The 13,260-nt window shown below is 60.2% G+C and carries 10 protein-coding genes and 3 tRNA genes; 9 read left to right on the top strand and 4 right to left on the bottom strand.

The window, feature by feature from the left end; translation table 11 throughout:
• The first annotated feature begins 5 nt into the window (after positions 1-5).
• Together AACO21_RS13750 and AACO21_RS13745 are read left to right on the top strand one after the other, a co-directional pair.
• Positions 6-1,028 carry an ATP-binding protein gene (locus AACO21_RS13750; protein WP_346193098.1) on the top strand — a complete coding sequence of 341 codons (1,023 nt, stop codon included), beginning with the start codon at positions 6-8 and terminating at the stop codon, positions 1,026-1,028.
• Positions 1,028-2,302 (top strand): TniQ family protein, encoded by a 1,275-nt coding sequence (locus tag AACO21_RS13745; RefSeq protein WP_346193097.1) that lies wholly within the window; start codon positions 1,028-1,030, stop codon positions 2,300-2,302. Before AACO21_RS13750 ends, AACO21_RS13745 begins: the two co-directional genes overlap by 1 nt.
• A 209-nt stretch (positions 2,303-2,511) precedes the next feature.
• Here the strand turns inward: AACO21_RS13745 and AACO21_RS13740 are convergent.
• From AACO21_RS13740 to AACO21_RS13730, 3 genes are all read right to left on the bottom strand, one after another.
• A tRNA-Val gene (locus tag AACO21_RS13740) sits at positions 2,512-2,586 on the bottom strand.
• Positions 2,587-2,668: 82 nt separating this feature from the next.
• Positions 2,669-2,753, bottom strand: a tRNA-Leu gene (locus tag AACO21_RS13735).
• Positions 2,754-2,758: 5 nt separating this feature from the next.
• Positions 2,759-2,834, bottom strand: a tRNA-Val gene (locus AACO21_RS13730).
• A gap of 212 nt (positions 2,835-3,046) precedes the next feature.
• On the opposite strand from AACO21_RS13730, the gene AACO21_RS13725 reads away from it, so the two are divergent.
• From AACO21_RS13725 to AACO21_RS13695, 7 genes are read left to right on the top strand one after another with little or no spacing between them, the layout of a single operon-like run.
• Entirely contained in the window at positions 3,047-5,446 is a 2,400-nt protein-coding gene (locus AACO21_RS13725; RefSeq protein ID WP_346193096.1) for a 3-hydroxyacyl-CoA dehydrogenase/enoyl-CoA hydratase family protein, read from the top strand.
• Positions 5,447-5,466: 20 nt separating this feature from the next.
• Positions 5,467-6,663: an acetyl-CoA C-acyltransferase gene (locus AACO21_RS13720; protein WP_346193095.1), complete on the top strand. Its 1,197-nt coding sequence runs from the start codon at positions 5,467-5,469 to the stop codon at positions 6,661-6,663.
• Positions 6,664-6,692: 29 nt separating this feature from the next.
• Entirely contained in the window at positions 6,693-7,205 is a 513-nt protein-coding gene (locus AACO21_RS13715; RefSeq protein ID WP_346193094.1) for a DUF4442 domain-containing protein, read from the top strand.
• Positions 7,202-7,777: a chalcone isomerase family protein gene (locus tag AACO21_RS13710; protein WP_346193093.1), complete on the top strand. Its 576-nt coding sequence runs from the start codon at positions 7,202-7,204 to the stop codon at positions 7,775-7,777. Before AACO21_RS13715 ends, AACO21_RS13710 begins: the two co-directional genes overlap by 4 nt.
• A 22-nt stretch (positions 7,778-7,799) precedes the next feature.
• Entirely contained in the window at positions 7,800-9,461 is a 1,662-nt protein-coding gene (locus AACO21_RS13705; protein ID WP_346193092.1) for a long-chain-fatty-acid--CoA ligase, read from the top strand.
• Positions 9,462-10,409: a nitronate monooxygenase family protein gene (locus AACO21_RS13700; protein WP_346193091.1), complete on the top strand. Its 948-nt coding sequence runs from the start codon at positions 9,462-9,464 to the stop codon at positions 10,407-10,409.
• A 34-nt stretch (positions 10,410-10,443) separates the two neighbouring features.
• On the top strand, positions 10,444-12,240 hold the full coding sequence (locus AACO21_RS13695; protein WP_346193090.1) for an acyl-CoA dehydrogenase C-terminal domain-containing protein: 1,797 nt from the start codon (positions 10,444-10,446) through the stop codon (positions 12,238-12,240).
• A gap of 628 nt (positions 12,241-12,868) precedes the next feature.
• Here AACO21_RS13695 and AACO21_RS13690 read toward each other — a convergent pair.
• Positions 12,869-13,210 carry a hypothetical protein gene (locus tag AACO21_RS13690; protein ID WP_346193089.1) on the bottom strand — a complete coding sequence of 114 codons (342 nt, stop codon included), beginning with the start codon at positions 13,208-13,210 and terminating at the stop codon, positions 12,869-12,871.
• Between the last annotated feature and the right edge of the window lie 50 nt (positions 13,211-13,260).

Here is a 13,260-nt window from a genome sequence, read left to right as displayed (position 1 = left end):
ACATCATGAACACGATTACTCAAAAAACCCATCCGACCTCGACCGCCAACACCCCGACGCTGGGCGCCCGCATCCGCCATCCTCGGATTGCCTGCACCATCGAGGAATGCCAACTGATGCTGACCGCTGGTTCCAGTGCCGACCTGATTCTTGTCTGCGGTCCAACCGGCGTCGGCAAAAGCACCCTCGGTCACTTCCTGGTCGAGGAAGAGCTGAAACGACAAACGGGTGAGATGGAAAAGAATCCGGGATTCATGCCGGCCATCCGCGTCGAAGCACCGGCATCAGGAGAAAAGGAGTTCTCCTGGCGTTTGTTCTACCAGCGCATCCTGCATGAACTGGAGGGCGAACTGGATGCGCCACGTACTGCATATGGCGTCGACCCCGAAACCGGTAAGGTTGTGCGCCCGCGAGGCAACAATACCAACCGCCTGTCCGGCCTGCGTACGGCCGTGGAGCGCTCGCTACGCAATCGTGGAACCCGATTTATCGTCGTCGACGAGGCGGCCCACATCATCAATCAATGCCCGCCTGCGCGGCTGGCCCAGCAACTGGATACGCTGAAGTCCCTCTCCAACGAATACGGCGTGCAATGGGTTCTGCTTGGTTCCTACGACCTGTTTGACCTGATGAGCCTGAGCGGTCAATTGGCACGTCGGGCTCACGTGGTTCATTTCAGCCGCTATCGACACGACCAGGAGGCCGACGTCCGCTGCTTCAACGGTTGCCTCAAGCAATTGGCCAAGGGCATGTCGGCACTGCAAAACCTCGACTTGGTGCGCTACGCCGAGGCATTTCATCAAACCACGCTGGGCTGTATCGGCACCCTGCGTGCGGTTTTGATGCGCCTAGACCGTCTCGTAGCCAGCAAAGGTTGGTCCGAGGACGCTTTGTGCACAGCATTGCTGACCGATGCACAAGTTACCCAGATTACACGTGAAGTCCTTGAGGGTGAGGAGCGGATTGCTCCCGGCCTACACCGTAACTCTCTGTCCATGGATACCGTCCGTTCCCCGAAAGCTGCCTGATGAGCGCCATGAACAATCCCCGCTCGACTCTCCATGCCCTGATGCCGATGGGGCAAGGCACGACTGAAGTCGAAAGCCTGACCAGCTACTTCTGCCGCCTGGCTCACTCACACGGAATGACTGCGCGCAACCTGGCGGCCTGGACGCTTGAGCATTACGAACAGCCGATTCCTGACGATTTCAAGTGGTTCCGCCGCTCGTTCGGCGGGATGTCCACTGAAACAGAACAGTGGGCAGTATGGCTGGCGGAGCTGACCGGCATTGCCAACCTGGACCATCTCACCTTGGTGCCATGGCGCCATCTGATTTCCAATCCGGGTTTGACCCCGGCCTCTGACCGCTGGTGTCCCTGCTGCCTGACTGAAGACCGGGCACAACAGCAATCGCCATATCTGCGCCTCTGCTGGGATTTTGCGCCGGTAACTGCCTGCCTTCGCCACAAGGTCGGGCTGCGTTCTGAGTGCCCGCATTGTGGCAAATCGAATGTGCGCAATCGCGCCACCACTGTGGTTGTGGGCTATTGCACTTCGTGCGGCGGATTTTTGGGGGATGCCGAAACAGAAGCTGCCACGCCACAAGCGCTCTGGAGTGCCCGGCAAGTAGGGCAGATGCTGGCCAAACCACCGCGAATTGCTAGCGACGGCGTTACCAAACTGCTTGAAACCATCATCGAAAAAATGGCCGACGGCAATGCGGCGGCCTTTGCTCAGGAGCTCAACCTCTCCAAAAGCGGTGTTTGGCATTGGCTCCGGAAAGGCGGACTGCCGACGCTACCGGCCTGGCTCAGCATTGCGCTTCATGGTGGGATTAGCCTGGAAAAGCTCTTCGCCGGCGAACTCGCTAACTGGAAATTACCAATCGAACCGGTACAGTTTGCAATGCAACTTACCACGTCGCCGCGCAAGGGGATTCAGTCTCGCGAATTGGACTGGGAGGCTATTCGCCAACAGTTGCACGGGATACTGGCAGAGGAGACGCCGATTACCTTGGCAGAAGCGTGCCAGCGCACTGGTGTTGAACACAAGCTGCTCTATCTGCGTGCCAATACCGAAGCTCGAGCTATTGCCGACCGTTATCGTCGGTACCAAGCAGCCTTGAAGGAAGCTAAGGAAGCCCGTCTTCAGGCCGAAGTAGGTGAGCTGATTCAGGAACGACTGGATGCAGGATACGAAGGCATCAGTGCTCGTGAAGTCTGGCAGCAGCTGGATGGTGACTTGAAGAGCATTCGCCATACCTACCGGCAAGTAGCCAAAGCCATCGCGGCGAACGACTAAACAAATTCGGCAGTTCAAAAGCAAAACGGAACCAAATTGGTTCCGTTTTTTTGCATCTTGATTTTGCAGAAATCGAAGCAAAACTTTCGACTCTACATCGGGAATCCCGATAAACCAAAATGTGTCCTATCGTGAAATAAAGCATTAACCGGCCTGGTGGCCACTTTATGCTTTACGGCACAATTTCTCAGAGGTTCTGCTGTGTCGATTGGTGGGCGGTACTGGGATCGAACCAGTGACCCCTGCCGTGTGAAGGCAGTGCTCTACCGCTGAGCTAACCGCCCAATCGAGAGGCGCGCATTTAAACACAGGTTTTTGATTGGGTCAAACCTAATCGCAGTCTGTGTCTGCGTCCTGCTGAAACTTTGGTGCTCTGGGCGAGACTCGAACTCGCACGTCTTGCGACACTACCCCCTCAAGATAGCGTGTCTACCAATTTCACCACCAGAGCATTCCTGGTGCGTCCTGACGGGGTCGAACCGCCGACATTCGCCTTGTAAGGGCGACGCTCTACCAACTGAGCTAAGGACGCTGGAAGGGCGCGCATTATCAGCGCTGGTGCAGGTTCTGTCAACACCTGCCTGTGCTGCCGGAGGGCTTTTGTTCCGCTTGCCTGTCGATGTCGGGAATGGGCTTTTTGAAAATGCTGCAAAAAAAGTTGTTGACCGTCGGCGGGTCTTATCTATAATTCAAACGTTCGTTTTACTTTAATGACGCCGTACAACGAGACCAAAGGAGAATCGCTTGAACAAGCTGATCGTGAAAAAGGCTGCCGTGCTGGGCGCCGGCGTGATGGGGGCGCAGATTGCCGCGCACCTCGCCAACGCCGACGTGCCGGTCGTGTTGTTCGACCTTCCTGCCAAGGAGGGCGACAAGAACGGTATCGTCAAAAAGGCCCTGGATGGCCTGAAGAAACTGGATCCGGCCCCGCTCTCCAGCAAGAGCAAGCTGAAGTTCATCGATGCCGCGAACTACGATGAGAATCTGGCTCAGCTCGCCGAGTGCGACCTGATCATCGAAGCCATTGCCGAACGCATGGACTGGAAGAACGATCTGTACGCCAAGATCGCGCCGCATATTGCGCCGAACGCCATCGTCGCTTCCAACACCTCCGGCCTGTCGATGAACCTGCTGGCTCAGGGGTTGCCGGCGGATGTCCGTCCGCGTTTCTGCGGCATTCACTTCTTCAACCCGCCGCGTTACATGCATCTGGTTGAAATCATCGGGACCGAGCAGACCAATCCGGCGACGCTGGATGCGCTGGAAACCTGGCTGACTTCCCGTCTGGGCAAGGGCGTGATCCGTGCGCTCGACACCCCGAACTTCGTGGCCAACCGGATCGGTGTTTTCTCCATCCTGGCCGTGATGCATCACACCCAGGCTTTCGGCCTCGGCTTCGACACGGTCGACGCCCTGACCGGCCCGAAAATCGGCCGTCCGAAGAGCGCCACCTACCGTACCGCCGACGTGGTCGGCCTGGATACCCTGGCGCACGTCGTCAAGACCATGCAGGACACCCTGCCGAACGATCCGTGGCACGGCCACTTCAATGTCCCGGCCTGGCTCAAGCTGCTGATCGAGAAGGGCGCCCTGGGCCAGAAGACCCGTTGCGGCATCTTCCGCAAGCAGGGCAAGGAAATCCAGGTGCTCGACCTGGCCGCGCAGGATTACCGCACCTCTGCCGGCGAGATCGCCGAGGAAGTGGGCGCCATCCTGAAGATCAAGCATCCGGCCGAGAAGTTTGCCGCGCTGCGTGCCTCGCAGCATCCGCAGGCGCAGTTCCTGTGGGCCATCTTCCGTGACATCTTCCATTACGCCGCCGTGCAGCTGGAAAGCGTTGCCGACAATGCGCGTGACCTCGATCTGGCCATGCGTTGGGGCTTCGGTTGGGCGCAGGGTCCGTTCGAAACCTGGCAGGCTGCCGGTTGGGCCGATACCGCCCAGGCCGTGGCCGCCGATATCGCAGCAGGCAAGGCCATGAGCAGCGTGCCGCTGCCGGCCTGGGCACTGGAAGCCGGCCGTACCGGCGTGCATGCGCCGGAGGGTTCCTATTCCGCCCGCAAGAACGCCTATGTCGCCCGTTCGGCCCTGCCGGTCTATCAGCGTCAGCTGTTCCCGGAGCGTGTGCTGGGCGAGAACGCCGCCACCCCGGAAAAATCCGGCGAGACCCTGTATGAAAACGAGGGTGTCCGCATGTGGCGCTTGCCGGCGGTCGACGCCGGGATCGGCATCATTTCCATCAAGTCGAAGATGCACACCATCGGCAACGAGGTGCTGGATGGCGTGATCGCCGCCGTGCGCCAGGCCGAAGGCACGCTGGATGGCGTGGTCGTCTGGCACGAAGCCCCGTTCGCCGTGGGCGCCAATCTGCAGCAGGTGTCGGAAGCGATTGCCGCGGGTGAATTCGGTCTGCTCGAACAAACCGTGGAGAAATTCCAGCGTGCGTCGCAAACCCTGAAATACGCACAAGTCCCGACCGTCGCTGCGGTGCAGGGCATGGCGCTGGGCGGTGGTTGCGAGTTCGTCATGCACGCCGGCAAGCGCGTCATGGCGCTGGAAAGCTATGTCGGTCTGGTCGAGGCCGGTGTCGGTCTGATCCCGGCCGGCGGCGGCTGCAAGGAATTCGCCGTGCGTGCCGCTGATTGGGCGGCCCAGTCGGCCACGCCGAAGGAAGTGTTCAACTTCCTGCAGCCGGTGTTCACCACCATTGCCATGGCCAAGGTCGCCAAGAGCGCCCAGGAAGTCATCGACTTCGGTTTCGGCAAGCCGTCCGACACCATCCTGTTCAACGCCAACGAACTGCTGTTCGTCGCGATCAAGGAAGCGCGCGCCATGGCCGATGCCGGCTACGCACCGCCGCAGCTGGCCCGTGCCGTGCCAGTGGCGGGCAAGACCGGGATCGCGACCTTCGAGATGATGCTGGTCAACATGAAGGAAGGCGGCATGATTTCCGCCCACGATTACAAGGTCGCCAAGTCGGCTGCCATCGCCCTGTGCGGCGGTGAAGTCGAGACCGGCAGCCTGGTCGATGAGGAATGGCTGATCACCGTCGAGCGTCGTTTGTTTGTCGAGCTGCTGAAGGATCCGATGACCCAGGCCCGGATCAAGCACATGCTGGAAACCGGCAAGCCGCTGCGTAACTAATCGGGTCAGGAGAAATCAACATGAGCAAACAGATTCAAGACGCCTACATCGTTGCTGCGACCCGTCTGCCGGTCGCCAAGCGCAACGGCATGTTCCGTAACGTCCGTCCGGACGACATGCTGGCTGCCGTCATCAAATCCGTCGTGGCCCAGGTGCCGGATGTCGATCCGGCGCTGATCGGCGATGTGATCGTTGGCTGTGCCATGCCGGAAGCCGAGCAGGGCATGAACGTGGCCCGTATCGGTGCGCTGCTGGCCGGTCTGCCGATCACCGTGCCGGGGCTGACCATCAACCGTTTCTGCTCCTCCGGGGTGCAGGCCGTGTCCGATGCCGCCAACCTGATCCGTCTGGGCCAGGCCGATGTGATGATCGCCGCCGGTACCGAGTCGATGAGCGTGATGCCGCAGATGATGGGCAACAAGATGGCGATGAACAGCGCCATCTTCAACGACGAGCATGTCGCCATCGCTTACGGCATGGGCCTGACCGCCGAAAAGGTGGCGCAGCAGTGGAAGATCAGCCGCGAAGCGCAGGACCAGTTCGCCCTGGTCTCCAACCAGCGCGCTTGCGCCGCCATTGCTGCCGGTCACTTCAAGGCCGAGACGACGCCTTACACCATCCGCGAGAGCCTGCCGGACCTGAAGAGCGGCGAGATCAAGCTGCGCGAGCGCACCGTCGAGTTCGACGAAGGCCCGCGTGCCGATGCCTCCCTGGAGCGTCTGGGCAAGCTGAAGCCGGTGTTCAACGTGCGCGGTTCGGTCACCGCCGGTAACTCTTCGCAGATGTCGGATGGTGCCGGTGCCGTGATGCTGGTCTCGGAAAAGATCCTGAAGCAGCACAACCTGACGCCGCTCGCCCGCTTTGCCGGCTACGCCGTCGGTGGCGTGGCCCCGGAAATCATGGGCATCGGCCCGATTGCCGCGATTCCGAAGGCGCTCGCGCTGGCGGGCATCAAGCAGGATGACCTGGACTGGATCGAGCTGAACGAAGCCTTTGCGGCCCAGTCGCTCGCCGTGATTCAGGAACTCGGCCTGAACCCGGAGAAAATCAACCCGCTGGGCGGCGCCATCGCCCTCGGCCATCCGCTCGGTGCCACCGGCGCCATCCGTACCGCCACCGTCGTGCATGGTCTGCAGCGCACGGGCGGCAAGTACGGCATGGTCACCATGTGTATTGGGACCGGCATGGGTGCCGCCGGCATTTTCGAGCGCGTCTGACGGTCGACCGCAGGAAAAGGCCCAAAATCATGAAGCCCGCCTGGCTCGCAAAACTTTCTCCCGCCTGGCGGGCGCGCATGGTGCGCCTGGGCTTCAACCTGCATCCGGCTTTCCGCGGCACGGGCGGTCGGGTGGTCCATGTATCGCGCGATCTGCGCCATATCCGGATCGCCCTGCCGCTGTCGTGGAAGACGCGCAATATCGTTGGGTCGCTCTATGGGGGATCGCTGTTCGCGATCACCGATGGGGCGCATCCGATGATGCTGATGGCCGCGCTGGGCGATGGGTACATCGTCTGGGACAAGGCCGCCAGCATCCGCTACAAGAAACCGGGCTACACGACGCTCTACGGCGATTTCGTGGTGCCCAAGGAAGTTCTGGCCGACATTCGCCAGCGCCTGGCCGAGGCGCCCGAACTCGAATGGACCTTTCTCGTCGAACTCAAGGATGAGCACGACGTGGTTCATACCGTGGTCGAGCGCACCGTTTATATCGCTGAAAAAAATTACTACCGCCAAAAATCAGGTGGAGGAGACTCATGATTGCATCGCATCGTATTCGCCAGGCAGCCTTGATTGCTGCGTTGGCAGCTGCACCGGGGATTCATGCTGCGGAAGTGGCGGGCGTGAATGTCGAGGAAAAAATCCGCGTGGGCAGCAGCGAACTGGTGCTGAACGGCGCCGGTTTGCGCAGCAAGCTGTTCATCAAGCTCTATCTCGGCGCCCTCTATACCACGCAGAAATCCTCCACCCCGGCGGTGCTGATCGACGGCACGGGTCCGCGCCGCATGAATCTGCGCCTGTTGCGCGATATCGGCGCAGACACCCTGCATGGAGCGCTGGAAGAAGGTCTCCAGAACAACAACAGTCCGGCCGAGCTGGAGGCTGTGAAAGCCGCCTCCGAGCAGTTCGCTGCCCTGATGAAGGGCATTGGCAAGGTCAAGGAAGGTGATACCGTAGCGCTGGATTTCTCGGTAGATGGCGTGGCCGTCAGCCTCAACGGGGAATCGCGGGGCAAGGTGGCCGGTGCCGCATTTGCGCGCGCCCTGCTCAAGGTCTGGCTGGGCGAAAAACCAGCGGATGCTGCGCTGAAAAAAGCACTGCTCGGTCAATAACACACGGTGGATGGAGAGAGACATGGACAAGATCTGGCTGCAAAGTTATCCCCAGGGCGTACCGGCGGACATCGATATCGATCACATTCCTTCCCTGGTCGCGCTGTTTGAGGACGCTTGCCGCAAGTATCGCGATCAGGTGGCCTACATCAGCATGGGCAAGGAAATGACCTATGGCGAGCTGGATGCCGCCACGCAGGCCTTTGCCGGCTGGCTGCAGGCGCGCGGCTTGCAGAAGGGCGATCGTGTCGCCCTGATGATGCCCAACCTGCTGCAATATCCGGTGGCCCTGTTCGGCACCCTGCGTGCCGGTTGCGTGGTGGTCAATTGCAACCCGCTGTATACGCCGCGGGAACTGGAGCATCAGCTCAAGGATTCCGGCTCGGTGGCCATCGTCATCGTCGAAAACTTTGCCCATACGCTGGAGCAGGTGATTGCCCGGACCGCCGTGAAGCATGTGGTGGTAACGCCGCTGGGCGAAATGCTGGGCGGCTTGAAGGGCACGATCGTCAATTTCGTGATCCGCCACGTGAAGAAAATGGTACCGGCCTGGCATCTGCCGGGGGCCATCAAGTTCAATGCTGCCCTGGTGGCCGGCCGCAAGCAGGGTTTCAAGCCGGTGGCGCTGAATCAGGACGACATCGCCTTCCTGCAATACACGGGCGGGACGACCGGCGTGTCCAAGGGCGCCATGCTGACCCATGCCAACATCGCGTCCAACGTGACGCAGGCCTATGCCTGGATCAAGCCGGTCGTGCATGAAGGGCAGGAGTTCATCATCACGGCGCTGCCGCTGTATCACGTGTTTGCGCTGACCGCGAACTGCCTGGTTTTCCTGATGATCGGCGCGCGTAACCTGCTCATCGCCAACCCGCGCGACATCCCGAACTTCATCAAGGAATGGAGCAAATATCCGGTGACGGTGATGACCGGCGTCAATACGCTGTTCAACGCGCTCCTCAATAACCCGGAATTCGCCAAACTCGATTTCTCCACCATGAACGTCACGCTGGGTGGAGGCATGGCAGTGCAGGGGCCGGTGGCCGACAAGTGGCGTCAGGTGACAGGCACGCCGCTCCTGCAAGCCTACGGTCTGACCGAAACCTCGCCGGCGGCGACGATCAATCCGCTGGACATGAAGGAGTTCAACGGCTCGATCGGCTTGCCGATTTCCTCCACCGAAATTTCCATTCGCGACGATGCCGGCTGCGAAGTGCCGCAGGGTCAGGTGGGCGAAATCTGCATTCGCGGGCCGCAGGTCATGAAGGGCTACTGGCAGCGTCCGGATGAGACGGCCAATGTCTTGTATGCCGATGGTTTCCTGCGTACCGGCGACATGGGCTATGTCGATAAAAAAGGCTTCGTTTTCCTGGTCGACCGCAAGAAGGACATGATCCTGGTCTCCGGCTTCAACGTTTATCCGAACGAAGTCGAAGAGGCCGTGGCCAGCCATCCGGGTGTGCTGGATGTGGCGGCGATCGGCGTGGCCGACGAGCATTCCGGCGAGGCCGTGAAGATCTTTGTCGTGCGCAAGGACCCGGCGGTGAACGAACGCATGCTGATCCAGCATTGCCGCAGCGTGCTGACCGGCTACAAGGTTCCGAAACATGTTGAATTCCGTGACGACCTGCCGCGTACCAACGTCGGCAAGATTCTGCGTCGCGCCCTGAAGGAAGGTGCATAAATGGCAATTCCCGCTTCCCTGAACAAAAACCTGACGCTGCCAGTGATTTGTGCGCCGATGTTCATCGTTTCCAATCCGGACCTCGTGATTGCACAGTGCAAGAGCGGCGTCATCGGCTCCTTCCCGGCGCTCAACGCCCGTCCCAAGGAGTTGCTTGACGACTGGCTGCTGCGCATCAAGCGCGAGTTGGCGGCAGACCCGAACGCGGCGCCGTTTGCCGTCAATCAGATCATTCATCCGTCGAATGATCGTCTGGAACACGACATGGCGCTGTGCGTGAAGCACGAAGTGCCGCTGATCATCACCAGCCTGTCAGCCCCGACCCAGATCGTGCCGCATGTGCATGGCTATGGCGGCAAGGTTTTTCATGACGTGATCAGCGTCCGACATGCGGAAAAGGCGCTGGAAGCCGGCGTCGATGGCCTGATTCTGGTCTGTGCCGGTGCCGGTGGGCATGCCGGGACCTTGAGTCCGTTTGCCTTGGTCAGCGAAATCCGCAAGTTCTATGACGGCCCGATTGCGCTCTCCGGTTCGATCGCCAACGGCCAGTCGATTCTCGCTGCGCAGGCCATGGGCGCGGACTTTGCCTACATCGGCACGCGTTTCATCGCCACCACCGAGGCGAATGCGGTCGACGCCTACAAGCAGGCCATTCTCGATTCCGCCGCCAAGGACGTGGTGTACACCCCGTATTTCACCGGCGTGCATGGCAACTATCTGAAGAAGAGCATCGTTGCTGCCGGCCTCGATCCGGACGATCTGCCGGTCAAGGACAAAACCTCGATGAATTTTGGCGGCAGCCGGGATGCCAAGGCCTGGCGCGACATCTGGGGCGCCGGGCAGGGCGTCGGCAGCATCGATGACGTGCGCCCCGCCGCCGAGGTGATTGGCCGCATGAAGCAGGAATACCAGGCCGCCAAGGCGGCGCTGAACAGCAGTTCGTTCTGATTACACAACTCAATTCAATCTGGAGACACAGCCAATGAGCGATTACCGCGCACCGATCAAAGACATGCGTTTCGTCATGGACGAACTCGCCGGTTTCAACGAACTGAGCCAGCTGGCCGGCTTTGAGGAGGCCACCGCTGACCTCGCCGATGCCGTGCTCGAAGAAGCGGCCAAGCTGTCCGGTGAAGTCCTGGCCCCGCTCAATCGTGTCGGCGATCAGGAAGGTTGCAAGCTGGGCCCGAACGGTGTCATTACGCCGAAGGGCTGGAAGGAAGCCTACGCCCAGTATCGCGATGGCGGCTGGAACGGCATCACCCTGGCGTCCGAGTTCGGCGGTCAGGGCCTGCCCAATACCCTGGGCGTGGCGGCAAAGGAAATGTTTGCCTCGGCCAACGTGGCCTTCTCGATCGGCCCCTTGCTGACCACGGGCGCCGTTGAAGCGCTGCTGACCTGTGCCAGCGACGAACTCAAGGCCATCTATCTGGAAAAGATGATCGCCGGCGAGTGGACCGGCACGATGAACCTGACCGAGCCGCAAGCCGGCTCCGACCTCGCCCTGATCCGCTCGCGTGCCGAGCCGCAGGCCGATGGCTCCTACCGTGTGTTCGGCCAGAAGATCTTCATCTCCTACGGCGACCACGACATGGCCGACAACATCGTCCATCTGGTCCTCGCCCGCCTGCCGGATGCGCCGGCCGGGGTGAAGGGCATCTCGCTCTTCCTGGTGCCGAAGTTCCTGGTCAATGCCGATGGTTCGCTGGGTGAGCGCAATGACGCACACTGCGTCTCCATCGAACACAAGCTCGGCATTCATGGCAGCCCGACCTGTGTCATGGCCTACGGCGACAATGGCGGGGCCGTCGGCTATCTGCTCGGCGAGCCGAATCGCGGTCTCGAATACATGTTCGTGATGATGAACGAAGCGCGTCTGGGTTGCGGCGTGCAGGGCGTTGCCCTCGGTGAGCGTGCCTACCAGCAGGCCCTGGGCTATGCTCGTGAGCGCAAGCAGGGGCGCGATGCGCTGACCGGCGAAGCACTGGTCTCGATCGAGAAGCATCCGGACGTCCGTCGCATGCTGATGCTGATGAAGTCGCGGGTCGAAGCCTGCCGCGCGATGATCTACTACACGGCCGGTCAGCTCGATCGCGCCCACCATCATGCCGATCCGGAAGTCCGCAAACGCAGCCTTTACCTCGCTGAATTGATGATCCCCATCGTCAAGGGCGGGAGCACGGAAATGGGCATCGAAGTCGCGTCGCTCGGCGTGCAGATTCACGGCGGCATGGGCTTCATCGAGGAAACCGGCGCCGCCCAGCATTGGCGCGATTCCCGGATTGCCACCATCTACGAAGGCACGACCGGCATCCAAGCCAATGACCTCCTGTTCCGCAAGCTGATGCGTGACCAGGGCGAAACGGCCAAGATCGTGTTCGGCGAAGTCTATGCCACGGCCAAGGCCCTGGGCGCTTCCGGCAAGCCGGAGCTGATGGCCATCGGCCAGAAGCTGGGTGCTGCCCTGAAGGCCTGGACCGAGGCAACCGAATGGCTGGCTGGCAATGTGAAAACCGGCCTCGGTGGTGTGTTGACCGCCGCCGTCCCGTATCTGCATCTGGCCGTGACCGTCTGCGGCGGCTGGATGATGGGCAAGGCTGCGCTGGCAGCGGCCGCCTATCTCGACAAGGGCGAGGGCGATCTGCCTTTCTACCGCGCCAAGGTTGCATCAGCACGCTTCTATGCCGACCAGATGCTGCCGCAAGCGGCTGCTTTTGCTGAAACCGTCAAGGCGGGTGATGCCGCGATTGCCGGTTTGGACGGCGAAGAATTGTTCTAAGTTGGAACAACCAACCCTGCGGGTGAGATGCCGCTAGACCGGCTCTCCCTCTTTTACAAGGGACCTACGGGTCCCTTTTTTTTCGTCCACAGGTTATCCAGGGGCAGTCTGCTTCGCCGTGAGCATGACGAGCAAGCGCAGGGGGGGCACTGGCGTGAGCGGGGGGGGGGGGGGCAGGTTTGCTGGATGGTGCCGGGACGTTCATCGAACAGTTGTCTAAGATCGTTGTGCCGCAATGGTCTTCAATTTTTCAAAAAATTTGTTACCGTCAAAGTTACCGTCAGCATGCCTGCTTAGAACTACCCTTTGCCTGGGCTATGAGGAAAACCAGGCTAGTCAAAATTGTACGGGAGCGGTTGAAATGAATGCTTCGAAGCGGGCATCTAGTTCAGCATAGCGCCTAGCGATTCTGCCGAGCATAACGGAGGTCAGTGCTGAGTGAAGCGGTTGAGCAATGATGTCGCTACCTGAAGCTTGGCTACTTGACAATGAAGTCGGGGGCGCTGAGCGAGCGTCTTTGCTCTCACCCTAAAAAAATAACTAAAGCAAAAGCTCCCCCTGTCACTCTTTAAGTGACAGGGGGAGAGGAAACGCATATCTTTAAAATACCGACGCCCGATACCGGGGGCTATTTCACGTATTTGACGGTCACAGTCCCTGCAAATTTGTTTTTGCCAATTTCATAGTCAGGGTTGAAGGTAGCCAAGTTGTGTACGCCGATGCCGACTGCCGCACCCACGCCCAAGATCATTGCCGGACTCGGAATCAGGGCTGCGGCCATGCTGGTGGCACGATATTCGGTGACCACTCGACATTTGTAGCCGAGCTTTTCCAGGCGTCCTTCAACTTTTTGTACGACCGCCGTGATGTTCGAAACAGCAACCACGGTGAACGACTCTTGGCGCTTGGCCAACTCATCGATCTTCTCGATGGATAGCTCATCTGTATTGACCCAGCAGAACCTGCTCAACTTACGCTGCTAATGCGAATGCCTCAGCAGGGGTTTTCATACCGAGCGAC

It is taken from the genome of Dechloromonas sp. ZS-1, from assembly GCF_039649255.1.
Lineage (GTDB): Bacteria > Pseudomonadota > Gammaproteobacteria > Burkholderiales > Rhodocyclaceae > Azonexus.
Note: the sequence above shows the minus strand (reverse complement) of the source record. Positions and strands in the feature narration are given on the sequence as shown.

Bases quoted from the DNA above. Each gene is read 5' to 3' on its own strand.
- AACO21_RS13745 (WP_346193097.1), top strand. From the start codon at position 1,028: ATGAGCGCCATGAACAATCCCCGCTCGACTCTCCATGCCCTGATGCCG.
- AACO21_RS13720 (WP_346193095.1), top strand. From the start codon at position 5,467: ATGAGCAAACAGATTCAAGACGCCTACATCGTTGCTGCGACCCGTCTG.
- AACO21_RS13700 (WP_346193091.1), top strand. From the start codon at position 9,462: ATGGCAATTCCCGCTTCCCTGAACAAAAACCTGACGCTGCCAGTGATT.
- AACO21_RS13695 (WP_346193090.1), top strand. From the start codon at position 10,444: ATGAGCGATTACCGCGCACCGATCAAAGACATGCGTTTCGTCATGGAC.
- AACO21_RS13705 (WP_346193092.1), top strand. From the start codon at position 7,800: ATGGACAAGATCTGGCTGCAAAGTTATCCCCAGGGCGTACCGGCGGAC.
- AACO21_RS13715 (WP_346193094.1), top strand. From the start codon at position 6,693: ATGAAGCCCGCCTGGCTCGCAAAACTTTCTCCCGCCTGGCGGGCGCGC.
- AACO21_RS13710 (WP_346193093.1), top strand. From the start codon at position 7,202: ATGATTGCATCGCATCGTATTCGCCAGGCAGCCTTGATTGCTGCGTTG.
- AACO21_RS13750 (WP_346193098.1), top strand. From the start codon at position 6: ATGAACACGATTACTCAAAAAACCCATCCGACCTCGACCGCCAACACC.